This window comes from Leclercia sp. LTM14, from assembly GCF_023736175.1.
Taxonomy (GTDB): Bacteria; Pseudomonadota; Gammaproteobacteria; order Enterobacterales; family Enterobacteriaceae; genus Enterobacter; species Enterobacter barmai.
On record NZ_JAIKTT010000001.1, the window covers coordinates 805,126 to 830,713 of the forward strand.

At 58.7% G+C, this 25,588-nt stretch carries 18 protein-coding genes and 2 pseudogenes; 9 read left to right on the plus strand and 11 right to left on the minus strand.

Going from position 1 to position 25,588, the window contains the following annotated elements:
* Positions 1 to 196 precede the first annotated feature (196 nt).
* Positions 197 to 1,072, plus strand: a complete 876-nt coding sequence (gene amiA / locus K5I40_RS03810; RefSeq protein ID WP_223073672.1) for an N-acetylmuramoyl-L-alanine amidase AmiA — start codon at positions 197 to 199, stop codon at positions 1,070 to 1,072.
* Complete coding sequence (gene hemF / locus K5I40_RS03815) at positions 1,072 to 1,971, plus strand: oxygen-dependent coproporphyrinogen oxidase (protein ID WP_223073671.1); 900 nt, start codon at positions 1,072 to 1,074, stop codon at positions 1,969 to 1,971. Before amiA ends, hemF begins: the two co-directional genes overlap by 1 nt.
* 78 nt (positions 1,972 to 2,049) lie before the next feature.
* On the opposite strand, the gene maeB is transcribed toward hemF, so the two are convergent.
* Complete coding sequence (maeB, locus tag K5I40_RS03820; protein ID WP_039029670.1) at positions 2,050 to 4,329, minus strand: NADP-dependent oxaloacetate-decarboxylating malate dehydrogenase; 2,280 nt, start codon at positions 4,327 to 4,329, stop codon at positions 2,050 to 2,052.
* 292 nt (positions 4,330 to 4,621) lie between these two features.
* Here maeB and tal point away from each other — a divergent pair, with 292 nt between their 5' ends.
* Both tal and tkt read left to right on the plus strand, forming a co-directional pair.
* Complete coding sequence (tal, locus tag K5I40_RS03825) at positions 4,622 to 5,572, plus strand: transaldolase (protein ID WP_039029671.1); 951 nt, start codon at positions 4,622 to 4,624, stop codon at positions 5,570 to 5,572.
* Between the two features lie 19 nt (positions 5,573 to 5,591).
* Positions 5,592 to 7,580, plus strand: a complete 1,989-nt coding sequence (gene tkt, locus K5I40_RS03830; RefSeq protein WP_039029672.1) for a transketolase — start codon at positions 5,592 to 5,594, stop codon at positions 7,578 to 7,580.
* Positions 7,581 to 7,667: 87 nt separating this feature from the next.
* Here the strand turns inward: tkt and K5I40_RS03835 are convergent, their stop codons facing one another.
* From K5I40_RS03835 to aegA, 3 genes are all read right to left on the minus strand, one after another.
* Positions 7,668 to 8,711: a DUF1176 domain-containing protein gene (locus tag K5I40_RS03835; protein ID WP_138369787.1), complete on the minus strand. Its 1,044-nt coding sequence runs from the start codon at positions 8,709 to 8,711 to the stop codon at positions 7,668 to 7,670.
* Positions 8,712 to 8,836: 125 nt separating this feature from the next.
* A complete protein-coding gene (nudK, locus tag K5I40_RS03840) occupies positions 8,837 to 9,412 on the minus strand; it encodes a GDP-mannose pyrophosphatase NudK (RefSeq protein ID WP_039029780.1) in 576 nt (191 codons plus the stop codon).
* Between the two features lie 65 nt (positions 9,413 to 9,477).
* Positions 9,478 to 11,427: a formate-dependent uric acid utilization protein AegA gene (gene aegA, locus K5I40_RS03845; RefSeq protein WP_223073670.1), complete on the minus strand. Its 1,950-nt coding sequence runs from the start codon at positions 11,425 to 11,427 to the stop codon at positions 9,478 to 9,480.
* 197 nt (positions 11,428 to 11,624) lie between these two features.
* On the opposite strand from aegA, the pseudogene narQ reads away from it, so the two are divergent.
* Both narQ and acrD read left to right on the plus strand, forming a co-directional pair.
* Positions 11,625 to 13,318 (plus strand): annotated as a pseudogene (narQ, locus tag K5I40_RS03850) (nitrate/nitrite two-component system sensor histidine kinase NarQ).
* A gap of 200 nt (positions 13,319 to 13,518) precedes the next feature.
* Positions 13,519 to 16,632 (plus strand): multidrug efflux RND transporter permease AcrD, encoded by a 3,114-nt coding sequence (acrD, locus tag K5I40_RS03855; protein WP_138369784.1) that lies wholly within the window; start codon positions 13,519 to 13,521, stop codon positions 16,630 to 16,632.
* A 111-nt stretch (positions 16,633 to 16,743) separates the two neighbouring features.
* Here acrD and ypfM read toward each other — a convergent pair.
* Positions 16,744 to 16,797, minus strand: a pseudogene (gene ypfM / locus K5I40_RS03860) (protein YpfM); the annotation flags it as partial.
* A 389-nt stretch (positions 16,798 to 17,186) separates the two neighbouring features.
* Between ypfM and K5I40_RS03865 the strand changes: the two are divergent.
* Genes K5I40_RS03865 through K5I40_RS03875 form a run of 3 tightly spaced genes read left to right on the plus strand, consistent with a single transcriptional unit; the run spans position 17,187 to position 18,898 of the window.
* Positions 17,187 to 17,543 carry an ArsC family reductase gene (locus K5I40_RS03865; RefSeq protein WP_039029677.1) on the plus strand — a complete coding sequence of 119 codons (357 nt, stop codon included), beginning with the start codon at positions 17,187 to 17,189 and terminating at the stop codon, positions 17,541 to 17,543.
* A gap of 3 nt (positions 17,544 to 17,546) precedes the next feature.
* A complete protein-coding gene (dapE, locus tag K5I40_RS03870; RefSeq protein WP_039029678.1) occupies positions 17,547 to 18,674 on the plus strand; it encodes a succinyl-diaminopimelate desuccinylase in 1,128 nt (375 codons plus the stop codon).
* Between the two features lie 26 nt (positions 18,675 to 18,700).
* Positions 18,701 to 18,898, plus strand: coding sequence for a YpfN family protein (locus K5I40_RS03875; RefSeq protein WP_039029679.1), 198 nt, complete (start codon positions 18,701 to 18,703; stop codon positions 18,896 to 18,898).
* Between the two features lie 38 nt (positions 18,899 to 18,936).
* Here K5I40_RS03875 and ypfH read toward each other — a convergent pair whose 3' ends face one another.
* The 6 genes from ypfH to dapA form a co-directional block, all read right to left on the minus strand.
* Positions 18,937 to 19,632, minus strand: a complete 696-nt coding sequence (gene ypfH, locus K5I40_RS03880) for an esterase (RefSeq protein ID WP_039029680.1) — start codon at positions 19,630 to 19,632, stop codon at positions 18,937 to 18,939.
* A gap of 73 nt (positions 19,633 to 19,705) precedes the next feature.
* Positions 19,706 to 21,706 (minus strand): tRNA(Met) cytidine acetyltransferase TmcA, encoded by a 2,001-nt coding sequence (locus tag K5I40_RS03885; RefSeq protein ID WP_286011590.1) that lies wholly within the window; start codon positions 21,704 to 21,706, stop codon positions 19,706 to 19,708.
* A gap of 15 nt (positions 21,707 to 21,721) precedes the next feature.
* Positions 21,722 to 22,591, minus strand: a complete 870-nt coding sequence (locus tag K5I40_RS03890; protein WP_223073667.1) for a neutral zinc metallopeptidase — start codon at positions 22,589 to 22,591, stop codon at positions 21,722 to 21,724.
* A 123-nt stretch (positions 22,592 to 22,714) separates the two neighbouring features.
* Positions 22,715 to 23,428: a phosphoribosylaminoimidazolesuccinocarboxamide synthase gene (purC, locus tag K5I40_RS03895; RefSeq protein WP_139563344.1), complete on the minus strand. Its 714-nt coding sequence runs from the start codon at positions 23,426 to 23,428 to the stop codon at positions 22,715 to 22,717.
* A 109-nt stretch (positions 23,429 to 23,537) separates the two neighbouring features.
* Entirely contained in the window at positions 23,538 to 24,572 is a 1,035-nt protein-coding gene (gene bamC / locus K5I40_RS03900; protein WP_223073666.1) for an outer membrane protein assembly factor BamC, read from the minus strand.
* Positions 24,573 to 24,588: 16 nt separating this feature from the next.
* A complete protein-coding gene (gene dapA, locus K5I40_RS03905; protein ID WP_138369780.1) occupies positions 24,589 to 25,467 on the minus strand; it encodes a 4-hydroxy-tetrahydrodipicolinate synthase in 879 nt (292 codons plus the stop codon).
* Positions 25,468 to 25,588: the final 121 nt, after the last annotated feature.

Here is a 25,588-nt window from a genome sequence, read left to right on the forward strand (position 1 = left end):
TTGGGTTCAAAAACAGTGATTATGACGCGAACGCCCTCTTTCGCCAATATCCAGCGAAAAACGCCTGAAAATTTGGCATAATGGCACTTTGTCACGTATTGAAATGAAAAGTAAAACAATTCGCCACATGGACTGTCGTAACGGAAAAGACGATACGATATAACACCAGGACCCCAATTTTTACAATTCAGGCCGCATGAGCACATTCAAACCATTAAAAGCACTCACATCGCGTCGTCAGGTTCTCAAAGCGGGGCTGGCGGCCTTAACGTTAACAGGCATCGCAAAGCAGGCTCAGGCAAAAGAAGAGAGCACGCTCAAAACCAGTAACGGACACAGCAAGCCTAAAACCAAAAAAGCCGGGGCGAAGCGTCTGGTGATGCTCGATCCGGGCCACGGCGGCATTGATACCGGCGCCATTGGCAAAAACGGTTCGAAAGAAAAACACGTTGTGCTGGCGATTGCAAAAAATGTCCGGTCGATTTTACGCAGCAACGGCATTGACGCCCGCCTGACGCGCTCCGGCGATACCTTTATTCCGCTGTACGACCGCGTGGAGATCGCCCACCAACACGGCGCGGATCTGTTTATGTCGATCCACGCGGACGGCTTTACTAACCCCTCGGCGGCCGGCGCATCGGTGTTTGCCCTCTCGAACCGTGGCGCCAGTAGCGCCATGGCAAAATACCTCTCCGACCGGGAAAACCGCGCGGATGAGGTGGCCGGGAAGAAAACCACCGACAAAGATCATCTCCTGCAGCAGGTGCTGTTTGACCTGGTCCAGACCGATACCATCAAAAACAGCCTGACGCTCGGGTCGCACCTTCTGAAGAAGATTAAGCCGGTGCACCGTCTGCACAGCAAAGGCACCGAGCAGGCGGCGTTTGTGGTCCTGAAATCGCCGTCGATCCCGTCCGTGCTGGTGGAAACCTCCTTTATTACCAACCCGGAAGAAGAGCGTCTGCTCGGCACAACGGCGTTTCGTCAGAAGATCGCCAACGCGATTGCCTCCGGCATTATCAGTTACTTCAACTGGTTCGATAACCAGAAAGCGCACTCCAGGAAACGTTGATGAAACCCAATGCACATCTGGTCAAAGCCTTCCTGCTGCAACTGCAGGATGACATTTGCCAGAAACTGAGCGCCGTCGATGGCGGTGAATTCCAGCAGGATGAGTGGCAGCGCGAAACCGGCGGCGGCGGGCGCAGCCGCGTACTGCGCAACGGCGGCGTATTCGAGCAGGCCGGGGTTAACTTTTCCCACGTGCACGGCGACGCGATGCCCGCCTCTGCGACCGCGCACCGCCCGGAACTGGCAGGCCGCAGCTTTGAGGCGATGGGCGTCTCGCTGGTAGTCCATCCTCATAACCCGTTCGTACCCACCAGCCACGCTAACGTGCGCTTTTTTATCGCCGAAAAACCGGGTGCTGACCCGGTGTGGTGGTTTGGCGGCGGCTTCGACTTAACGCCTTTCTACGGGTTTGAAGAGGACGCGGTGCACTGGCACCAGACCGCCCACGACCTGTGCCAGCCCTTTGGCGAAGAGGTCTACCCGAAGTACAAAAAGTGGTGCGATGACTATTTTTACCTCAAGCACCGCGACGAGCAGCGCGGCATTGGCGGCCTGTTCTTTGACGATCTGAACACCCCGGACTTCGATACCGCCTTCAGCTTTATGCAGGCGGTCGGCAATGGCTACACCGACGCCTACCTGCCGATTGTCGAACGGCGCAAGAACCACGATTACGGCGTGCGCGAGCGCGAGTTCCAGCTCTATCGCCGCGGGCGTTACGTGGAGTTTAATCTGGTGTGGGATCGCGGCACGCTGTTCGGCCTGCAGACCGGCGGACGCACGGAGTCGATTCTGATGTCGATGCCGCCGCTGGTGCGCTGGGAGTACAGCTTTGAACCGAAAGAAGGCAGCCGCGAGGCTGCCCTGAAAGAGTTTATTAAGGTTCGGGACTGGATTTAATGCCGGGCGGCGCTACGCTTGCCCGGCCTACTAAACCCGTAGGTCGGGTAAGCGAAAGCGCCACCCGACAAACAGCGCTTACAGCGGCTGCGTCTGCGCCTCTACCACCGCCAGCGCCACCATGTTCACAATACGACGCACAGAGGCAATCGGGGTTAACACATGCACCGGTTTCGCCACGCCCATCAGCACCGGCCCCACGGTCACCCCTTCAGAACTGGAGACGCGCAGCAGGTTGTAGCTGATACGCGCCGCTTCCACATTCGGCATGATCAGCACGTTGGCTGAGCCTTTCAGCGGGCTGTCCGGCATGCGTTCGTTGCGAATGCTCTCCACCAGCGCGGCGTCGCCGTGCATTTCCCCGTCGATCATCAGCTCCGGCGCGCGCTCGCGTACCAGTTCCAGGGTCTGGCGCATTTTGCAGGCGGCAGCCGATTTGGATGAGCCGAAGTTGGAGTGCGACAACAGGGCCACTTTCGGTTCGATACCAAAGCGACGCACCGTTTCCGCCGCCATCACGGTGATCTCCGCCAGCTGTTCCGGGGTTGGATCGTCGTTGACGTAGGTGTCGGCAATGAAGGTGTTGCCGCTTGGCAGCAGCAGCGCGTTCATCGCCCCGGCGGTATGCACGTTTTCGCGATAGCCGAAGATCTCCTGTACCACGCTGAAGTGCTCGTGATAGTCACCAATGGTGCCGCAGATCAGCGCGTCAGCCTCGCCGCGGTGAACCATGATCGCCCCGATCACCGTAGTGTTGCTGATCACCGCCCGCTGGGCCTGCTCCTGGGTGATCCCCCGGCGCTTCATGATTGCGTAGTACTCGTTCCAGTACTCTTTAAAGCGCGGATCGGACTCATTGTTGACGATCTCAAAGTCCACGCCCGGCTTGATCTGCAGCCCCAGCTTCTGGATACGCATCTCGATCACGCTCGGACGGCCAATCAGGATCGGCTTCGCCAGCCCCAGGCTCACCAGCTCCTGAGTGGCGTGCAGGACGCGCGCCTCTTCCCCTTCCGCCAGCACCACGCGTTTTGCGTCCGTGCGCGCCTGGGAGAAGATCGGCTTCATAAACAGGTTGGTTTTGTAGACGAATTCGGTGAGTTTATCGACGTAGGCGTCAAAGTCCTGAATCGGGCGCGTCGCCACGCCGGAGTCCATCGCCGCCTTCGCAACCGCCGGAGCGATCTTCACGATCAGGCGCGGATCGAACGGTTTAGGAATGATGTAGTCCGGGCCGAAGCTCAGATCCTGATCGCCATAGGCCGAGGCCACCACTTCGCTCTGCTCGGCGTGGGCCAGTTCGGCAATGGCGTGAACCGCAGCCAGCTTCATCTCTTCGTTGATGGCGGTGGCGCCGACGTCCAGCGCGCCGCGGAAGATGAACGGGAAGCAGAGAACGTTGTTCACCTGGTTCGGATAGTCAGAGCGGCCGGTACAGATAATGGCATCCGGGCGCACCGCTTTTGCCAGCGGCGGCAGGATCTCCGGCTCCGGGTTGGCCAGGGCGAGGATTAACGGCGCGCGCGCCATCTTCATCACCATCTCTTCGCTGAGCACTTTCGGGCCCGAGCAGCCGAGGAAGATATCCGCCCCGTCCATCACTTCTGCCAGGCTGCGCTTGCCGTCGTCTTCCACGGCGTAGGCGGCTTTGGTCTCCGCCATATTGGCTTCGCGGCCCTTGTAGATCACCCCTTTGGAGTCGCAGACCACGATGTTGTGCTTCTGCATGCCCAGCGCCACCAGCAGGTTCATACAGGCGATGGCTGCCGCACCTGCGCCGGAGACCACCATGCGCACGTCAGAGAGGTTTTTCTCCACCACCCGCAGGCCGTTGAGGATGGCGGCGGTGCTGATGATGGCCGTCCCGTGCTGATCGTCGTGGAACACCGGAATGTTCATGCGCTCACGCAGCTTCTGCTCGATATAGAAACATTCCGGCGCTTTGATGTCTTCGAGGTTGATGCCGCCAAAGGTCGGCTCCAGCGCGGCCACCACGTTGATGAATTTGTCCGGGTCGAGCTCGTCCACTTCAATATCAAACACGTCGATACCGGCGAATTTCTTGAACAGTACGCCTTTCCCTTCCATTACCGGTTTACCGGCCAGCGCCCCGATATTGCCCAGCCCCAGTACCGCCGTACCGTTGGAGATCACCGCCACCAGGTTGCCGCGGGCGGTGTATTTGTAGGCCGCCAGCGGATCTTTTTCGATTTCGAGACAGGGCGCGGCGACGCCAGGCGAGTAGGCCAGCGCCAGGTCGCGCTGGGTGGCGAGAGGTTTGGTCGGAGAAACCTGAATTTTGCCTGGTACGGGGAATTCATGAAAATCGAGGGCACTTTGTTTCAACTGCTCATCCATTGTAGGGTTCCTTTCACTTATCGTTAAAAAGGGTGATGTAGTTATGGTCCTGATGTTCACCCTGGCGTGGCGGACAGTATCGCCGTTGACCGCCGTTCAAACTTTGAAGGCTGCCAAACTCTGACCATCCAGAAACAAAAATTGTTATCAATTTATAACAATCATGTTACCTGCCCAACGAAGCAAGACCATGCTCGTCTGCTATGCTTTTTTGTTAAGTACGTCGCGAAATTCACAGAAGTGTGTTTCTAAGCACTCCATCAACTCTTTTATTTATAAGGAGTAATCATTTATGAACCAACTAGACGGCATCAAACAATTCACCACGGTCGTTGCAGACAGTGGTGATATCGAATCCATCCGCCACTACCAGCCCCAGGATGCGACCACCAACCCGTCGCTGCTGCTGAAAGCCGCCGGCCTGGCGCACTTCTCGCACCTGATTGACGACGCCATCGCGTACGGTAAAGGACGCGGTAAAACCAAAGAACAACAGGTTGCCGAGGCCAGCGACAAGCTGGCGGTGAATATTGGTAGCGAAATTCTGAAAAGCATTCCGGGGCGCGTCTCCACCGAAGTGGACGCCCGCCTCTCCTTTGACCAGGAGAAAAGCATCGCCAAAGCGCGGCACCTGGTGCAGCTCTACGAGGCGCAGGATGTCGAGAAGTCGCGCATTCTGATCAAGTTGGCCTCCACCTGGGAGGGGATCCGCGCCGCCGAAGTGCTGGAAAAAGAGGGGATCAACTGCAACCTTACCCTGCTGTTCTCCTTCGCTCAGGCACGCGCCTGCGCCGAAGCCGGTGTGCATCTGGTTTCCCCGTTCGTCGGGCGTATCTATGACTGGTATCAGGCCCGCCAGCCGATGGACCCTTACGTGGTGGAAGAAGATCCCGGCGTGAAATCCGTTCGTAATATCTACGATTACTACAAGCAACACCGCTATGAAACCATCGTGATGGGTGCCAGCTTCCGCCGCACCGAGCAGATCCTCGCCCTCACCGGCTGCGACCGCCTGACCATCTCCCCTAACCTGCTGAAAGAGCTGCAGGACAAAGATGAGCCGGTTATCCGCCGCCTGGTGCCGTCCTCGACGGTGCTGCCAAAACCAAAACCCATGACCGAAGCCGAATTCCGCTGGGAGCATAATCAGGACGCCATGGCGGTCGAGAAGCTGTCAGAAGGGATCCGTCTTTTCGCGGTCGACCAACGCAAACTTGAAGATCTGCTCGCCGCCAAACTGTAACCTTGCCATGGAGTGAACTATGTCCCGTAAAGAGTTAGCCAATGCCATTCGCGCCCTCAGCATGGATGCCGTGCAAAAAGCCAATTCCGGCCATCCAGGCGCACCTATGGGCATGGCCGATATCGCCGAAGTGTTGTGGAACGACTTCCTGAAACATAACCCCAACGACCCGACGTGGTACGACCGCGACCGCTTTATTCTCTCTAACGGTCACGCCTCGATGCTGCTCTACAGCCTGCTGCATCTCTCCGGCTATAACCTGCCGCTGGAAGAGCTGAAAAATTTCCGTCAGCTGCACTCGAAAACGCCGGGACACCCGGAGCTGGGGTATACGCCAGGCGTCGAAACCACCACCGGGCCACTCGGTCAGGGGCTGGCGAATGCGGTTGGGCTGGCGATTGCCGAGCGCACGCTGGCGGCGCAGTTTAACCAGCCGGGACATGAAATTGTCGATCACCATACTTATGTGTTTATGGGCGACGGCTGTCTGATGGAGGGGATCTCTCACGAGGTCTGCTCTCTGGCGGGCACGCTGGGTCTGGGCAAGCTGATTGGTTTCTACGATCACAACGGCATCTCCATTGACGGCGAAACCGAGGGCTGGTTCACCGACGACACCGCCAAACGCTTTGAAGCCTACCACTGGCACGTGGTGCATGAGATTGACGGCCACGATCCCGAGGCGCTGAAAGCGGCTATTCAGGAAGCGCAAAGCGTGACGGACAAACCGTCGCTGATTATCTGTCGTACGGTCATCGGATTTGGTTCCCCGAACAAAGCCGGGAAGGAAGAGGCCCACGGCGCGGCGCTGGGCGAAGAGGAAGTGGCCCTGACCCGGCAGAAGCTGGGCTGGAAATACCCGGCCTTCGAAGTGCCAAAAGAGATCTACCAGGCCTGGGATGCCCGCGAGGCGGGCGAAAAAGCCCAGAAAGAGTGGAACGACAAATTCGCGGCCTACCAGAAGGCGCACCCGGAGCTGGCCGCTGAGTTCAGCCGTCGCATGAGCGGCGGCCTGCCTGAGGACTGGGAAGAGACCACCCAGGCGCTGATTGAGAATCTACAGGCTAACCCGGCGAAAATCGCCACCCGTAAGGCGTCGCAAAACGTCCTTAACGCCATCGGCCCGAGCCTGCCGGAGCTGCTGGGCGGCTCGGCGGACCTGGCGCCCAGTAACCTGACGATCTGGTCGGGTTCCACCTCGATCAAAGAGGATCTTGCCGGGAACTACATTCACTACGGGGTGCGCGAGTTCGGGATGACCGCCATTGCCAACGGTATCGCCCATCACGGCGGGTTTGTACCTTATACCGCCACCTTCCTGATGTTCGTGGAGTATGCGCGTAACGCCGCGCGTATGGCGGCGCTGATGAAGGCCCGGCAGATCATGGTCTATACCCACGACTCCATTGGTCTCGGGGAAGATGGCCCGACTCACCAGGCGGTGGAACAGCTGGCCAGCCTGCGTCTGACGCCGAACTTCAGCACCTGGCGTCCTTGCGATCAGGTCGAAGCAGCGGTGGGCTGGAAGCTGGCGGTGGAACGTCATAACGGCCCGACGGCGCTGATCCTCTCCCGTCAGAACCTGGCGCAGATCGAACGTACCCCGGAGCAGGTGAAAAACATTGCCCGCGGGGGGTATATCCTCAAAGACAGCGGCGGCAAGCCGGACGTGATTTTGATTGCCACCGGTTCGGAGATGGAGATCACCGTCAAGGCGGCCGAGAAACTCACCGCCGAAGGCCATGCGGTGCGGGTGGTGTCGCTGCCTTCCACGGATATCTTTGATGCCCAGGATGAAGCCTACCGCGAGTCGGTGCTGCCTTCAGACGTGACGGCGCGTGTGGCCGTTGAAGCGGGGATCGCGGATTACTGGTACAAGTACGTCGGGCTGAAGGGGGCAATCGTCGGGATGACCGGCTACGGTGAATCCGCTCCGGCCGACAAGCTGTTCCCGTTCTTCGGCTTTACCGTGGAGAACGTGGTAGAGAAGGCGCAGAATTTGCTTTAAGTGCCTCGCCCGGCGGCGCTATGCTTGCCGGGCCTACAAGGTCAACGTCATTTCGTAGGCCGGGTAAGCGCAGCGCCACCCGGCTTTTTAACGCGTAATCCACAGCGTCGGCCATGAATCCGGGCCATGCCAGTTATCGCAGCTTGGCTCTTCGGCATAGCGCACCAGACGGAAGCGCTGCCCGCTAAAACGCCAGCGCGTCTGGATACCGCAGTCTGCAATGCCCCGGCCCAGCGCCAGGGTGGTCAGCTCGCGGCTCTTCTCATCAAAACTGGCGTTCATTAACTCCATCTCGCTGCTGTCGCTCGACGGCACAAAAGGCAGGCGCAGGCGCACCACGTGTGAAGCGAACGGCTTTTTACGCGAGACCAGCCAGGCTAAATCGACGGTGTTGTATGCCCCCGCCTCGCAGCTGACTATCAGCAGCGCTTTGTCATCCGTTAAGGCGGTGACCCGCACTTCACGACGCGCCGGGTCGAGGGAACACTGGCTGTTATTGATGCGCCAGGTGCCATAGTCCAGTAGATCGCTGCGCTCCTCGCGGGTAAGCGGCGTCGGGGTCGGGTTCACCACGGCCACCTCTTTCAGCGCAGGTGCGGGCGGCACGCTCAGCGGCGGCTGCGCGCCTTTGTTGATCCACGCTGTTTCACTCCCGCCACGCTTTTGCTGGGCGTCGATAAACTGCAGCGCCTCTTTCAGCCCATCCAGAGAGATCGTCTGCTTGCCGTCGGCAAGGGTGATGGCCCTTTTTTGCTGCAGGGTGGTCAACAGGGCGGTAATGGTGGCGGCATGGTCAGTGGTCAAGCGCCACGGGGTAATTTTCCAGTGCGGGGGATCGAGGCGCAAGGGCTCGCCGTCAAGCAGCAAGCGGGGCGCGATGGCGGGCTGTTTAGGATCGGGCGTTTCCAGCCCACCGAGATCGATACGCAGCACCGCATCGGTTTTCGCCCCGGCGCTGCGGCTTAAGGTCATCACCAGCCCGTTGTGCTCGCCGGTGTTGCGCGCGATGCAAAAGTTCTGGTTATTGCAGGTCACCTGCCAGTCAGTGAACGACTGCTGTGCAGGTGCCGCCCGGGCCAAAGACGCAGGCAGCACGCTGAGCATGAAAACAAGTAAAAGGCAGTGACGCATGAATAGCAGGATCCCGGAAGCAATGACTGGACAGACAGACCGTATCTTCCTGCTCATAACGGGGTAGCTCAATCAGATTTATCGGATAGATTTATATAAAATACATCTTATTAACGGTAATAAGATCAAGCCATTAACCCGGAACTTTGCAAATATTGCAATAATATCACCGTTTTGCCGTCCCGTATTTCACCCGATTGTATCATCGCAAGTGCCTGAACGAAGGGCAGTTCCAGCACCTCAATCTCTTCATCTTCAATCCCGCCGCCCTCCCCGGCGCGCCGGGCGTCGCTGTATTCCGCCACGAAGAAATGGACGATCTCTGTTACTCCGCCCGGGGACATATAGAGCTCAAACACTTTACGCGCCTCGCCGACCACAAAGCCGGTCTCTTCAACCGCCTCTTTGCGAATGCATACTTCCGGCTCGTCGTTGTCCAGCAGCCCGGCGCAGGCTTCAATCAGGCGTCCGTCGGGGTTGCCGTTCACCCAGGTGGCGATGCGGAACTGGCGGATCAGCACCACGCTCTTCTTCTCACGGTTATAGAGCAGGACCGTGGCACCGTTGCCGCGATCGTAAACTTCGCGTTTGTGGCGTACCACTTCGCCGTTACGCCGCGTCAGGTCGTAGGTAAGGTTACGCAGGATGAAATAGTTATCCGAAAGGCACTTGTCTTTAATTAGTTCAATTTTCACGGTAATACGGGCTCCGTTGCGCATCATGCCGGTCATACTACGCTGCGAAGCCCGCATTGTCGCCCGTCGGGTTAATGGACGACTCCAAGCCAGTCGGCGATCCCCTGGGCGGCATGTCGCCCTTCGGCCATCGCCGTCACCACCAGGTCGGCGCCGCGCACCGCGTCGCCACCGGCAAAGATCTGCGGGTTGCTGGTCTGATAGCGGTAGCGTGATTCGATGCTGGCGGCAATCCGCCCCCAGTCATCCACCTCCACACCCTGCGCCTGCAGCCAGGGCATCGCATGGGGGTTAAAGCCGAAGGCCATAATCACCGCATCGGCAGGCATGACAAACTCGCTACCCTCAACCGGCACCGGACGGCGGCGGCCCTGGGCGTCGGGTTCACCCAGTCGGGTGCGCAGCAGGCGGATGCCGTTTACCCGGCCATTATCATCAAGGGTCAACTCCACCGGCTGGACGTTGAATTCAAAAGTCGCGCCTTCTTCTTTAGCGTTCTTAACCTCTTTCTTCGAGCCCGGCATGTTGGCTTCATCCCGGCGATAGGCGCAGGTGACGTTTGCCGCCCCGTGACGCAGGGCGGTACGCACGCAGTCCATCGCCGTATCGCCGCCCCCCAGCACCACCACGTTCAGCCCGGCGGTATCAACAAAGGGTTCATCCGCTGATGACGGCAGTCCCATCAGCTGGCGGGTATTGCCCACCAGGAACGGCAAGGCATCGTAGACCCCCGGGGCATCCTCATGAGGAATGCCCGCTTTCATCGAGCGGTAGGTGCCCACGCCGACAAACAGGGCGTCGTAATCGCTGAGCAACTGCGTAAGCCGGATGTCTTTGCCCACCTCGCAGTTGAGCTCAAAGCGGATGCCCATGGCGGTGAAGATCTCCCGGCGGCGGGCCAGCAGGGATTTATCCAGCTTAAAGGCCGGAATGCCGAAGGTGAGCAGGCCGCCGATTTCCGGATGACGGTCAAATACCGTGACGCCGATCCCGCGGCGGATCAACGCGTCGGCGCAGGCCAGCCCGGCAGGTCCGGCCCCGATAATCGCCACCTTTTTATTGACCGGCGCGACCTGGCTCAGATCCGGCCGCCAGCCTTTGGCCAGCGCCTGATCCGAAATATAGCGCTCGATGTTGCCGATGGTCACCGACCCGGCCACGTCGCGCACCGTGCAGGCCCCTTCGCAGAGTTTGTCCTGCGGGCAGACCCGGCCCGTGATTTCCGGCAGGCAGTTGGTCTGATGGGATAACTCTACCGCAGCGTCGATATCCCCCGCTTTTACCCGCTCGATCCACTGGGGAATATGGTTGTGCAGCGGGCAGGTCCATTCGCAGATCGAATGCTCGCCACACTTCAGGCAGCGGTCTGCCTCCCGCTGCGCCTGCGCCGGGCGGAACGGCAGATAGATTTCGTCAAAATTACCCGCCCGCGCTTCGGGGGTGAGCTTATCCGGCTCGCCGCGCGCTGGCAGCGCGTTCATCTGCTCGCGTTTGCTAAAGGTTTTGCTCACGCTCGCCGACCGGGTCTGCCACGGCTGGGCCTCTTGCCGCGCGGTGCGCAGTCGCCTGGCACGAGCCAGCTGGTTCAGGTTTTCGGGGGTGACCAGCGACAGGGCATCTGCCGGGCAACTCTCCACGCAGGCGGGGCCCTGCGGGCGTTCAGGGCAGAGATCGCACTTCTGGGCAGTGGCCGCAAGGGGCGTGGTGACGATCTCCATGGTGCCAAACGGGCAGGCAACCACGCAGGCTTTACAGCCGATACATTTGTGTCCCTCCACCTGCACGCTGGCATCCACCCGGCTGATGGCCCCGTTCGGGCAGCTCTGCATACAAGGGGCGTTTTCACAGTGATGGCAGGTGACGGCGCTACGCTTACTGCCCTCTTTCACCACCGTGATGCGAGGGGTAAACTGGCGCTGGCTGAGGACGTGTTGCTCATTATTATGTGCCATGACGCAAGCGACCTCGCAGGCATAGCATCCAATACATTGCTGGCTATTTGCCATAATAAAACGGTTCATGACGATTCCCTTGCAGGCTCTGATAACCTTATTCTTTTAATGGAATAGTGTATTTACCCACCGCAACGGTAACAGGCAATGTTCATTTGCCCAGGAACGGGAAATATTTCGCCTGAACCTGTGTCAGATCAATTAATTTCATCACGAGTGAAATTACGTTTCATTCCTTTAAGACAAGGCTTATCAGGACGCGATTAGTGAGAGTTAAACAACCTGTTTCACGCAGCCTTGCCCGGGCCTTTTTCTCCATCATCGCCCTCTCTCTGCTGACCAGCGCCATCGCGCTGTTTACCCTCGCCAGCGGGCAGCGTGATGCCGAGGCGATCAACCTGGCCGGCTCGTTGCGAATGCAGAGCTATCGCCTGGGATACGATATCCAGCGGGGCAGCGTCGACCTGCTGCCGCATCGCAAAATCTGGCAGCAAACCCTCAACGCCCCTGCCCTGCTCACCCTGAAAAGCTGGTATGTGCCGGACGAGGTAAAGGAGCGCTATCGCCAGCTGCAGATCTCATGGCAGGCGGTGGATCAGAAACTCGCTCAGGGTGATTACGTCTGGTATCAGGGCCAGATGGACGCATACGTGGCGCGTATCGACGCTTTTGTTCTCTCCCTGCAGCACTACGCCGAACACAAGATCCGGCTGGTGTTCGCCATCTCCCTGGCGGGCGGGACGGGTATTTTCCTGCTGGTGTTTATCACCCTGCGCCGGATCCGCCGGCAGGTGGTCGCCCCGCTCAATCACCTGGTGACCTCCAGCCTGCAAATCGAGCAAGGCCACTTTGATACCCCGGTGCCGGATACCGATCTGCCCAACGAGCTTGGCCTGCTCTCCCGCACCTTCAATCATATGTCGACGGAACTGCACAGCCTGTACCGCTCGCTGGAGAGTTCGGTTGAGGAGAAGACGCACCATCTGCACGAAGCCCACCAGCAGCTGGAGATGCTGTTTACCTGCTCCCAGGCGCTGAATACCGGCAAGATAGACAGCCACTGCTTCCGCAACATCCTGCACATAGTCTGCGAATATACCGGGATAAATTATCTGGCCCTGCACACCAGCGACGGCTGGCAGATGCAGGAGGGCGAAGCCGCAGCGCATCTCGACACCCAGGTGCTGCCGGTGGTGATGCTGGAGACCCGCTTCGGCGAACTGCGCTGGCAAAGCGAACAGCGCGCCGTTCCGGTGCCGCTGATGAAGAGCGTCGCGACGATGCTTGGCCGGGGCCTGTTTTCCAACCAGGCGCAGAAGCACTATCACCAGCTGCTGCTGATGGAGGAGCGCGCCACCATCGCCCGCGAGCTGCATGATTCCCTGGCGCAGATGCTCTCTTATCTGCGTATCCAGCTGACGCTGCTCAAACATGCGGTGCCGGAGGAGAACGAAACGGCGCAGGCGATCATCACCGATTTCTCCCGGGCGCTGAATGCCGCCTACCGCCAGCTGCGTGAACTGCTCACCACCTTCCGCCTGACGCTGAACCAGGCCAATCTGCCGGCCGCGCTGCAGGAGACGCTGGAGGATTTACAAAAACAGACCGCCGCCCGGCTGAGCCTCGACTGCCAGCTTTCGTCGCTGGCGCTGGATGCGCAGATGCAGGTGCACCTGCTGCAGATTGTCCGGGAGGCGGTGCTGAACGCCATCAAGCATGCGCAGGCCAGCGAGATTACGGTCAGCTGCGTCACCGACCCGGACGGCAGCCACAGGGTGACGATCTGCGATAACGGCATCGGGATTGGCGATGCCAGCGAGCCGCCGGGTCACTACGGCCTGAACATTATGCGCGAGCGCGCCGAACGCCTGGGGGAACCCTGAGCTTCTCGCAGCCGCCGGACGGCGGTACCCAGGTCAGCGTCAACTTTCGATCTTCAACTACCATCGAGGGTAAATAACGGTAAAAACAGGCGGGGAGTCATCTTTCAGCCGCGCGGATGAACAATACTCACCGCTGCACAACGGGCGATGGCGCGGAGAAAGCGCATGATAATTTACATTATCTCCTTTATTTCTCCACGTTTGACATCCCCCTTACCGCTAGAGTTATGCGGGCTATAAACCATTACGACGCGCAGCAAAACGAGGTCCTACTTTAATGGCGAATTTTTTCATCGATCGCCCCATTTTTGCCTGGGTGCTGGCAATTCTGTTGTGTCTGACCGGCACGCTGGCTATTTTTTCCCTTCCCGTTGAGCAGTATCCCGATCTGGCTCCGCCTAACGTGCGGATCACGGCCAACTATCCGGGAGCATCCGCGCAAACCCTGGAGAACACCGTCACCCAGGTGATTGAGCAGAACATGACGGGCCTCGACAACCTGATGTACATGTCGTCCCAGAGCAGCGCCACCGGCCAGGCGTCGATAACCCTGAGCTTTACCGCGGGCGCCGACCCGGATGAAGCGGTGCAACAGGTGCAGAACCAGCTGCAGTCGGCCATGCGTAAGCTGCCGCAGGCGGTACAGAATCAGGGCGTGACGGTGCGTAAAACCGGCGATACCAACATCCTGACCATTGCGTTTGTCTCCACTGACGGCTCAATGGATAAGCAGGATATCGCCGACTATGTCGCCAGTAATATTCAGGATCCGCTGAGCCGTATCAACGGCGTGGGGGATATCGACGCCTACGGGTCGCAATACTCGATGCGTATCTGGCTCGACCCGGCGAAGCTCAACAGCTTCCAGATGACCGCGAAAGACGTCACCGACGCCATCGAATCACAGAACGCGCAGATTGCGGTGGGCCAGCTGGGCGGAACACCGTCCGTGGACAAGCAGGCGCTGAACGCCACCATCAACTCCCAGTCGCTGTTACAAACCCCGCAGCAGTTCCGCGATATCACCCTGCGCGTCAATCAGGATGGATCCGAGGTGCGTCTGGGGGATGTCGCCACCGTGGAGATGGGGGCCGAGAAGTACGATTACCTGAGCCGCTTTAACGGCAAAGCGGCCTCCGGGCTGGGCGTTAAGCTGGCCTCCGGCGCTAACGAGATGGCCACCGCGGAGCTGGTGATCGACCGTCTCGATGAGCTGTCGCACTATTTCCCCCACGGGCTGGAATACAAAATCGCCTACGAGACCACCTCGTTCGTGAAGGCCTCCATTGAAGATGTGGTGAAAACCCTGCTGGAAGCCATCGCCCTGGTATTCCTGGTGATGTATCTGTTCCTGCAAAACTTCCGCGCAACGTTGATCCCGACCATCGCCGTCCCGGTGGTGTTGATGGGCACCTTCACGGTGCTCTACGCCTTTGGCTACAGCATTAACACCCTCACCATGTTCGCGATGGTGCTGGCGATAGGCCTGCTGGTGGATGACGCCATCGTGGTGGTGGAGAACGTCGAACGTATCATGAGCGAAGAGGGACTCTCGCCCCGTGAAGCCACACGGAAATCGATGAAGCAGATCCAGGGCGCGCTGGTGGGTATCGCCATGGTGCTGTCGGCGGTCTTTGTGCCGATGGCCTTCTTCGGCGGCACCACCGGGGCGATCTACCGCCAGTTCTCAATAACCATCGTTGCGGCGATGGTGCTGTCGGTGCTGGTGGCGATGATCCTCACCCCGGCGCTGTGCGCCACCCTGCTTAAGCCGCTGCATAAGGGCGAGCAGCACGGTCAGAAGGGGTTCTTCGGCTGGTTCAACCGCATGTTTAACCGCAACGCAGCGCGCTACGAAGCGGGCGTGGGGCGGATCCTGCAACGCAGCCTGCGCTGGATGCTGATCTACGTTCTGCTGCTGGGGGGCATGGTCTTTATGTTCCTGCGCCTGCCCACCTCGTTCCTGCCGCTGGAAGACCGGGGCATGTTTATCACCTCGGTACAGCTACCGAGCGGCTCGACCCAACAGCAGACCCTGAAGGTGGTGCAGCAGGTGGAGTCGTACTTCTTTAACAAAGAGAAAGACAACGTGCTGTCGGTCTTTGCCACCGTGGGCTCCGGCCCCGGCGGGAACGGGCAGAACGTGGCGCGTATGTTTGTCCGCCTGAAAGACTGGGATGAGCGTGATGCCAAAACCGGGAGCTCGTTCGCCATTATCGAGCGCGCCACTAAAGCCTTCAGCCACATTAAAGAGGCGCGGGTCTTTGCCAGCAGCCCTCCGGCCATCAGCGGGCTCGGCAGCTCGGCAGGCTTTGACATGGAGCTGCAGGATCACGCCGGAGCCGGTCATGACGCCCTGATGGCCGCCCGCGACCGGCTGCTGGAGCTGGCCGGGGAAGAGCCTTCCCTGACCCGCGTGCGCCACAACGGTCTGGACGACAGCCCGCAGCTGCAAATCGATATCGATCAGCGCAAAGCGCAGGCGCTGGGCGTCTCCATCGACGACATCAACGACACCCTGCAAACCGCGTGGGGCTCAAGCTACGTGAACGACTTTATGGATCGTGGCCGCGTGAAGAAGGTCTATGTCCAGTCGGCGGCTAAATACCGCATGCTGCCGGACGATATCAACCTGTGGTATGTGCGCAATAAAGACGGCGGCATGGTGCCCTTCTCGGCCTTTGCCACCTCGCGCTGGGAGACCGGTTCACCGCGTCTGGAGCGCTATAACGGCTACGCTGCGGTAGAGATTGTCGGGGAAGCCGCGCCGGGCGTCAGCACCGGTACCGCCATGGATACGATGGAAAATCTGGTGCAGCAGCTGCCTGCCGGGTTTGGCCTCGAGTGGACCGCCATGTCCTATCAGGAGCGCCTCTCGGGTGCCCAGGCTCCGGCATTGTATGCCCTGTCGCTGCTGGTGGTGTTCCTGTGTCTGGCCGCGCTGTATGAGAGCTGGTCGGTGCCGTTCTCGGTAATGCTGGTGGTTCCGCTGGGGGTGATCGGCGCTCTGCTCGCCACCTGGATGCGCGGCCTGGAAAATGACGTCTACTTCCAGGTGGGGCTGTTAACGGTCATCGGCCTGTCGGCGAAGAACGCCATTCTGATTGTCGAGTTCGCCAACGAGATGAATGAAAAAGGTCACGACCTGATGGCCGCGACCCTCGAAGCCTGTCGCCAGCGTCTGCGGCCTATTCTGATGACCTCCCTGGCGTTCGTCTTTGGCGTGCTGCCGATGGCAACCAGCTCCGGTGCGGGGTCCAGCAGCCAGCATGCGGTGGGTACCGGGGTGATGGGCGGGATGATCTCGGCGACGATCCTCGCCATTTACTTCGTGCCGCTGTTCTTTGTTCTGGTGCGTCGACGTTTCCCGTTAAAGGAACGACAGAAATAAGCTACTGAAAATAAAAAAGGCGTCCTTACCGGACGCCTTTTTTGTGTGTTTATTTTCACACTATTGTTATTAACTAATTAAGTGCTCTTGCAATTCTTGCTGAATGTCATTACGAAGCATGCCTTCGATAAAATCTTTCCAGTTCCCCAGTTCACGTTCAATCATAACTACCTCTCTTATTATTATGGGCCATTCTACGAGAATATATCATCATTGTGAAGACTTTTTAATCAGTGGTACTGCTCTACCCCCGTTGGTACGACTGGCTTGTAGATAATATGGGTCCTTCTCCATAAATTTTATGTGACCAACTGCAATATTTTGAAATAACCTTGATCGAGGGTGAGATGTTTATTTACTCCCTATTCTTACTAAACTTTTTCGCCGTTGGACTTCTATGCGATAAAGATGAAATAATATTCATGACCTGTGCACTTTTTATGCCGCAGTTGAATATTCAATAATGTAATAAAACAAATGTGTTATATTTCCGCAAACCTTTAATCATCGAAAATACTGAGCAACTGCCCACTTTTAAGACAAAAGGATTCACCATGACCACCCTGTACGGCATCAAAAATTGCGACACCATTAAAAAAGCCCGCCGCTGGCTGGAGCAGAACAACGTTGACTACCGTTTTCACGACTATCGCGCTGACGGCCTTGATGCTGATTTGATGCAGAAATTCATCGCCGAGCTCGGCTGGGAAGCCCTGCTGAACACCCGCGGCACCACCTGGCGTAAACTGGATGAATCCCTGCGCGCCAGCATCAACAATGCGGACAGCGCCGCGGCGTTAATGCTTGAAATGCCAGCAATCATCAAACGCCCATTGCTCTGGGCGCCCGGTAAGCCTATGCTGCTGGGTTTCAACGAAAATCAATACCAAACCTATTTTATTGAGGTGTAGTCTATGTCATGCCCGGTCATTGAGCTGACTCAGCAGCTTATTCGCCGCCCTTCCCTGAGCCCCGATGATGCGGGTTGTCAGGCTCTGATGATCGAACGCCTGCGGGCGATTGGTTTTACCGTCGAACCGATGGATTTTGGCGACACGCAAAATTTCTGGGCCTGGCGCGGTCAGGGTGAAACACTGGCGTTTGCCGGCCATACCGATGTGGTGCCAGCCGGGGATGCCGACCGCTGGATCAATCCGCCTTTCGAACCGACCATCCGCGACGGCATGCTGTTTGGCCGCGGCGCGGCGGACATGAAAGGCTCCCTGGCGGCGATGGTGGTTGCCGCCGAACGTTTCGTGGCGCAATACCCGAACCATAAAGGCCGTCTGGCGTTCTTGATCACCTCTGATGAAGAGGCCAGCGCTAAAAACGGCACCGTGAAGGTGGTTGAAACGCTGATGGCGCGCAACGAACGTCTGGATTACTGCCTGGTGGGCGAGCCGTCCAGCACCGAAGTGGTGGGTGACGTGGTCAAAAATGGCCGTCGCGGCTCCATCACCTGTAACCTGACCATTCACGGCGTGCAGGGTCATGTGGCCTATCCGCATCTGGCCGATAACCCGGTACATCGCGCCGCCCCGATGCTCAACGAGCTGGTCGGGATCGAATGGGATAAGGGCAACGACTATTTCCCGCCAACCAGCATGCAGATTGCCAACATTCAGGCCGGTACCGGCAGCAACAACGTTATCCCTGGCGATCTGTTTGTGCAGTTTAACTTCCGCTTCAGCACCGAGCTGACGGACGAGATGATCAAAGCCCGCGTGGTGGCCCTGCTGGAGAAACACCAGCTGCGCTACAGCATCGACTGGTGGCTGTCCGGCCAGCCGTTCCTGACCGGACGCGGTAAGCTGGTGGATGCGGTGGTTAACGCTATCGCGCACTATAATGAAATTAAACCGCAACTGCTGACCACTGGCGGAACCTCTGACGGACGCTTTATTGCCCGCATGGGTGCACAGGTGGTCGAACTTGGGCCGGTGAACGCCACGATTCATAAAATCAATGAATGCGTGAACGCCGCAGATTTGCAACTGCTGGCCCGTATGTATCAACGTATCATGGAGCAGCTCGTCGCCTGACGGTTGCCCCAAAGAAGGATAAGCGAATGGACTGGCTGGCTAAATACTGGTGGATCCTGGTACTGGTTTTTCTGGTAGGCGTGCTGCTGAACGTGATCAAGGATCTCAAGCGCGTTGACCATAAGAAATTCCTCGCCAACAAACCTGAACTCCCTCCCCACCGTGATTTTAATGACAAGTGGGATGATGAAGACGACTGGCCGAAGAAAGACCAGAAAAAGTAACGCCTTCACCCTCTCCCCGACGGGGAGAGGGTTATCCGCTAAAAGAATTCAACAATATCGTCATCATTCGGCTTGCCGCCGCTGAGCGCTTCATCGAAGTAGTGTTTCGGCACGGTATACCGCAGGTGATCCAGCGCAAACTGAACGCTGCGATCGTCAATGGCGTGGCCCAGATCGTCGACAATATCCAGCGTCACATCGCCCCCTGCGCGGATCAGCGCTTCCTGAGCGGCAACCGCATGGGAAAGCTCGATCACGCGATCTTCCCCGCCGTGGATCAGATGGATAGTGGTTTTCGTGGTCGCCTGCTCGGGCAAGGTCGCATAGCGACCGTTGAAAGCAATCACCCGAGAGACCAGGCCCGGCTCCGCCTTTACGCTCTCCAGCGCCATGATCGCGCCCTGAGAAAAACCAATCAGCGCGGTGGCATCTGACTTCACCCCGCTCTGCTGCTGCCAGTAACGCACCGTTTCGACAAAGGTCGGCATGATGGCATCCACCCGCCCCTGACGGCTCTCTTCGGTCACGTCCTGCACCGAAAACCACTGGCGACCGTTCGGGCCGCACGGCTGAGGACCGCCCACGCTGACCACCAGAGCGTCGGGAAACAGCGGCGCAAACCAGCTGCCAATCTGCCCCATATTGACCGGGTTATCGCCGACGCCATGAAACAGCAGCAGCAGCTGTTTGGCCGGTTTATCGGGGCTCTGGACAACAAAATGGTCATGTTTCATGGCAGTCTCCTTAATTGATAAGCGGGATTCTACGCCTGACAGGCAGAATGAACATGCCAGTTTACTGATGAAGTCATTGAAAAAATTGCCATTGCAAAACAGTCTGTTTCAGCTCCTGACAGCGTGGGTTGTCCAGCTGGGCCAGCGCCTGACCCGCCTCGCTGCGCAGATAGCTCAGCAACGCCTTGCGCCCGCTCAGCCCCAATATCTGGCTGAGGTCGCTGTCATCCATGCCCCGCTCGATTTTGCCCCGCAGGCCGGCGAGCGGCAGATCGATCGTGTGCAGCAATCGCGTCAGACTGGCGAGCGACGCGGTGAGCGGGCGGTGCGCAAAAGCAAACCCGGCCAGCTCCAGCCAGTCATCATCATTAAGGGTAGCTTCCCCTGCAGGCTGTACCGGGATCTTTTCACCGTTCCAGCGCTCAATTACCGCAGCATCGCGGCACAGCCGATGATGCTCACGCTGGCACAGCGCCTGCCCCGCCGCGCTGAGCGGCAGGATCGCCATCGCGGTGAAGCAGCCACTGCTGGCTTCGCGGTGACTTCCCATGCGTACCAGCACAAATCCACAGCGCTGCCAGAAGCGCCACAGCTCGTCGGTGTAGCCGAAGCTGACGGAAAGGTAGTCGAGGCTCTCCTGCTGGCGGCTACTGGCCACCAGCGCCTGACCAATGCCTTCACGCTGGCGGGCAGGATGGACGGCCACCCGGGTTACCCGTCGGGCGGTGAGCGTCGCCGCCTGAGGTGAGCCGCCGTGGGCTGCTAAAGATTGCGCCACCAGATTGCCGCGCGGACGCCGGTAGCCCGCCCACACCGCCTGGCTGAGCGTCGGGCTCAGACCGCCCTCCTCCACCAGCCACAGCGCGCCGCAGACGCTCTCCCCGGCGCGGGCGACGGCAAAATGCTGCCCGGGGGCATCCATCATGCGCCGCAGATCCAAGGGTGACGTTCGGTAGTGGGCGGCGCAGAGCAGTTTGTAGACGGCGGTCGGCAGCGCGGGCTCGCGGCTCCAGGCCTCATGCTCCAGCGGCATATAACTGATTCCGCCCTGCGGAACGCGGTCGTCGGGCTCATCATCAAACAGCAGGACATCCGCAATAATGCGCTCCAGCGGACAGCCTGCGGCCCAGCGCACCGGGGCGGAGAGCGTGAAGTAACGCAGCCCGGCAAAACGGGCGCAGAATTTCAGTAAAAAGCCCCGGCCGGTGCCTTCGTAGCCCTGCACCGTAGTGGTGAGCAGAACGCGGGGGAAGCGCGTCACCAGCCGCTCCAGCAGCGGGCCGGGAATGGCTGCCGCCTCATCGACAATCAGCCAGTCGGCGTGCAGATCCGAAGCCAGCAGCGCATCCGGGGCTATAAAGTGGTAGCGCTCGCCGCCAAAGCGGGCAATGACCTCCGTCGCCGCTCTGGCGGGGGCGGTGACAATGGCGTTGCCGGCAATGCGCTGCAACAGCATGCCCGCCAGCGCCGATTTGCCGCGCCCGCGCGGGGCGGTCACGGCGGCGACGCCTTCGGGCATCGTCATGAGTTGGTCGAGAACAGCCGCCTGCTCGCTCTGCGGTTCGCCGCTGGCCGGGTGCCAGGCGGGTGCCGGTGCGGATGGCGTAAAGCTAAAAGGCTCGCCCTGCTGCCAGCGTAATACCAGCGGATCGCGCAGGATGTGGCGGCAGAAGCGGTGAATAAAACGCGGCGTGGGGATGGGCTCCGGGCTGTCGCTCCAGCGCAGTGAATCCTGGTCGGATTCCTGCGGCCAGCGCGCCAGATCGGGCGTGAGTAATACCAGCACGCTTCCGGCACGCAGCGTGCCCGCCACGGCGGCAAACGCCGAGACGTCAAAGCCCTGTCGGGCATCGAAGATAGCGTGCAGAAACTCGCGGCCCAGCAGTTGATGCAGCGCCTGCGGCGCGCAGGAAGGCAATTGCGGAGCGTCAGGGCCAATCCACAGCCAGTCCCCGGGATAGTGTCCTTTCAGCAGCAGCGCCTGCTGCTGCGTCCAGATGTCATCTCCGCTCAGCACCAGCAGCCGCCGGTGCCCCTCCCGCGCCAGTTGTTCAGGCAGGCCTGATAAATTCATCCCTGACATTGAGGATCAGATTGCCTTGCCGAAGGTATTGCATTGCGCCGGATCGCCGCCGTCAAAACCTTTTTTGAACCAGCTGTAGCGCTGTTCCGACGTGCCGTGGGTAAAGCTGTCCGGCACGACGTGACCCTGACTTTGCTTTTGCAAACGGTCATCGCCAATGGCGTGGGCGGCGTTAAGTGCCTCTTCCAGATCGCCCGCTTCCAGCACCCCCTCCTGCTGCATACTGTGGCCCCAGACGCCGGCAAAGCAGTCGGCCTGCAGTTCCATGCGCACTGACAGGGCGTTCACTTCTTCCTCGCTGGCATTCTGCTGGAGCTGGCGGACTTTAGGCTCAATCCCGAGCAGTTTTTGCACGTGATGACCCACTTCATGGGCGATGACGTAGCCCTGGGCAAAGTCGCCGTCGGCGCCCAGTTTGCGTTTCATGTCATCGTAGAAGGAGAGATCGATATAGACGGTAGAATCAGCAGGACAGTAGAACGGCCCCATCACCGATTGCCCGGTACCGCAGCCGGTGCGCGTGGCGCCGCGATACATCACCAGCTTCGGCTGCTGGTAGGTCCGGCCCATTTTGTCGAACAGCTGGCCCCAGGTATCTTCCGTTGTAGCGAGGATCACCGAGGTAAACTTCGCCGCTTCATCTTCGTTCGGGCTGATGGATCGCGGAGACTGATACTGTTGCTGCTGCATCGGTTGCCCGGTCAGCAGCCCGCTGAGGTCGACGCCGTAGTAGCCCGCCACCACCACAACCAGCAGGATAATGATGCCGCCCTTGCCGCCAGGTAAACGAAAACCCGGGCCGCCCATGGATGGGCCACCGCCGCCACTACGTCTGTCTTCTACATTGTCGCTTTCGCGACGTCCTTGCCAACGCATAACCACCTCGAAAAATATCATCCTAATAATAGGTAGATCGTAGGCGGTTCGGGACAAGATTACCACTGGAAACAGGGGTGAGATGCCAGAGGACCTTTCGCTCCCCTGGCAGAAAAGGCAGGATTAGTCGAGATTGACGCCCAGACGGTGGGCAACGGCTTCATACGCTTCGATTACGCCGCCGAGGCTTTGGCGGAAGCGGTCTTTGTCCATTTTATCCAGGGTCTCTTTGTCCCACAGGCGGCTGCCGTCCGGGGAGAATTCATCACCCAGCACCACCTCGCCTTTATACAGTCCGAATTCCAGTTTGAAGTCGACCAGGATCAGGCCCGCGTCGTCAAACAGCTTCTTCAGCACGTCGTTGGCTTTGTAGGTCAGTTCCTGCATGCGCGCCAGGTTCTCTTTGCTCACCCAGCCAAAGGTTTCGCAGTAAGATTCGTTGACCATCGGATCGTGCATGGCGTCGTTTTTCAGGAACAGGTCGAACAGCGGCGGATTCAGCTCGATACCCTCTTCGATACCCAGACGCTTCACCAGGGAGCCCGCGGCGCGGTTACGAACGACACATTCGACCGGCACCATATCCAGCTTCTTCACCAGACACTCCGTATCGGACAGCAACGCTTCCATCTGCGTCGGGATGCCCGCTTCTTCCAGCTTGCTCATAATGAAGTGGTTGAACTTGTTGTTCACCATCCCTTTACGGTCAAACTGCTCAATGCGCGCGCCATCTCCTGCTGACGTATCATTGCGGAACTCGAGCACCAACAGATCCGGGTTTTCCGTGCTGTATACGGTTTTCGCTTTGCCACGATACAACTCAGCTTGCTTCTGCATCTTCATTACTCCTGGTGTGATGATTTGTGTTCAAAACTGGAGATATTATGCCACGCACACGTTTGCGTAGCACGAAAATTAAAAGGGCTGGAGTAACCAGCCCTTTTTTTTACTTGCTGAAGGCTGCCTGGAGGACAGCGACCAGCGCATCGTTCTGCGACTGGGTCAGCGTATGGCCTTTCGGATCGATAAACTGCAGGCTGCTACGGTTATCCAGATCGCCGACCTGAAGTTTGTAATCGCCAGAGGACAGTCCCGGATCGCGTACGCCCAGCGCTTCCCAACTGCTGTCAGACAGCGGCTTGTAGGTGAGCGTCATGCTGCCGGTTGAACGGGTGCTGTCGGTTACTTTCATGCCGACGCGCTCAAGGGTGGATGGCAGGCGCTGCCAGACCTGGTTGAACGGGCCACGCACCACCAGCATTGGCAGACCAGTATCGTCGGCAGCGCTCTGCACGTCGAAGGTCGCGCCATTGCGGCTCTGAGCGGCATTAGCAGCGTCGGTGGCGTTCTTGTCGAGCCCCGCAGCAATGACGTTAAGCAGTTCGGTGCTGTAACGCTGCATGGATGCCGCGTCTGCAACCGGTTTGCCCGCCTGCTCCAGGTTCAGCAGTTTAACCACCACCGCCTGCTGATAACCCTGAGGTTTAACAGAGACTTGATAGCGTCCACGGTACTGTTGATCTTCGTCCAGACGGTTCCATTCGATCCAGTCTGTCGACAGCGTCTGGCTGGCGTCGTCGCGCTGAGTAATCGCGTAGTTCTTCGACTGAAGGACGCTAACCACCTGCGGCCACAGCGTGGCGTTACGCGCGCTTTCAACCTGCAGCGTTGCGGTATCGCCAGTGAACTGAGTACGCGCCCCGCTCACCAGCGCCAGAGGCTGTGCTGGCGGACGAATATCAAGCGCTTTGCCTACCGCGCCGCTGCCGTTGGTGACCGGAATGTTGTAGTCGCCATTCTGAATCGGCAGGATCATGCCAGCAGGTGCATGAAGTTCAGCAAGCGGCGCGGCATCCAGATAGGATTCGTCACCACTCACCTGGCGCTTGTAGCGTGAATCTGAGCTACAGGCCGCGAGCAGCATAACAAGCGAAACACCCGCAACCTTCGCCAGGCGCGACTTCTGTACTGAGTAAGCCATCAAATCTCCCTAAACTTTACAGCAGACCGGCATGCTTAAGCGCGCTCGTGACCGTTTCGCGACCGTGGTCGGTAATCGGGGTCATTGGCAGGCGCAGCGTATCGGTCGCTACAAGTCCCAACTCCTTACATGCCCATTTCACTGGGATCGGATTGGGTTCGACAAATAATTTGTTGTGCAGCGGCATCAGACGCTGGTTAATCAAGCGCGCTTCATGGAAATGACCGGCCGCAGCCAGTTTACACATTTCAGCCATATCGCGGGCTGCAACGTTGGAGGTCACGGAAATCACGCCGTGGCCACCGAGCTGCATAAAGTCCAGCGAGGTCGCATCATCGCCACTCAGCAGAATAAAGTCGTCTGAAACCAGCTCTTTGATCTGATGAACGCGGCTTAAGTTCCCGGTCGCCTCTTTAATACCGATAATATTTTTTACTTTCGCGAGGCGGCCTACCGTTTCTGGCAGCATATCGCAGCCAGTGCGCGACGGCACATTATACAGAATTTGTGGCAAGTCAGTATGTTCAGCGATGGCTTTGAAATGCTGGAACAAACCTTCCTGGGTCGGGCGGTTGTAGTATGGCGTGACCGTCAGGCAACCTACCACACCACTGTCGTTGAAACGCTGGGTCAGGCTGATGGCTTCCGCGGTCGCGTTGGCGCCCGTACCGGCGATAACCGGGATACGCCCGTCAGCCAGTTCGAGAGTCATCATGACCACTTCGCCATGCTCTTCATGGCTCAACGTTGCAGATTCACCGGTAGTCCCTACCGAAACAATCGCCGAGGTTCCGCTGGCGACATGATAATCAATCAGTTTCTTCAGGCTTGACCGGCAGACATTACCTTTCTCATCCATCGGTGTTACAAGCGCGACAATACTTCCCGTGAACATGGGCCATCCTCTGTGCGTACAAGAGCCTCAATGGTACGTTTGGTGCTGTAATAAAAGCAAGCGACGTGAGGCCTCCAGGTTATTGTATGCCGGTTTTTTTTATGCTTTCCTTAGAAAGACT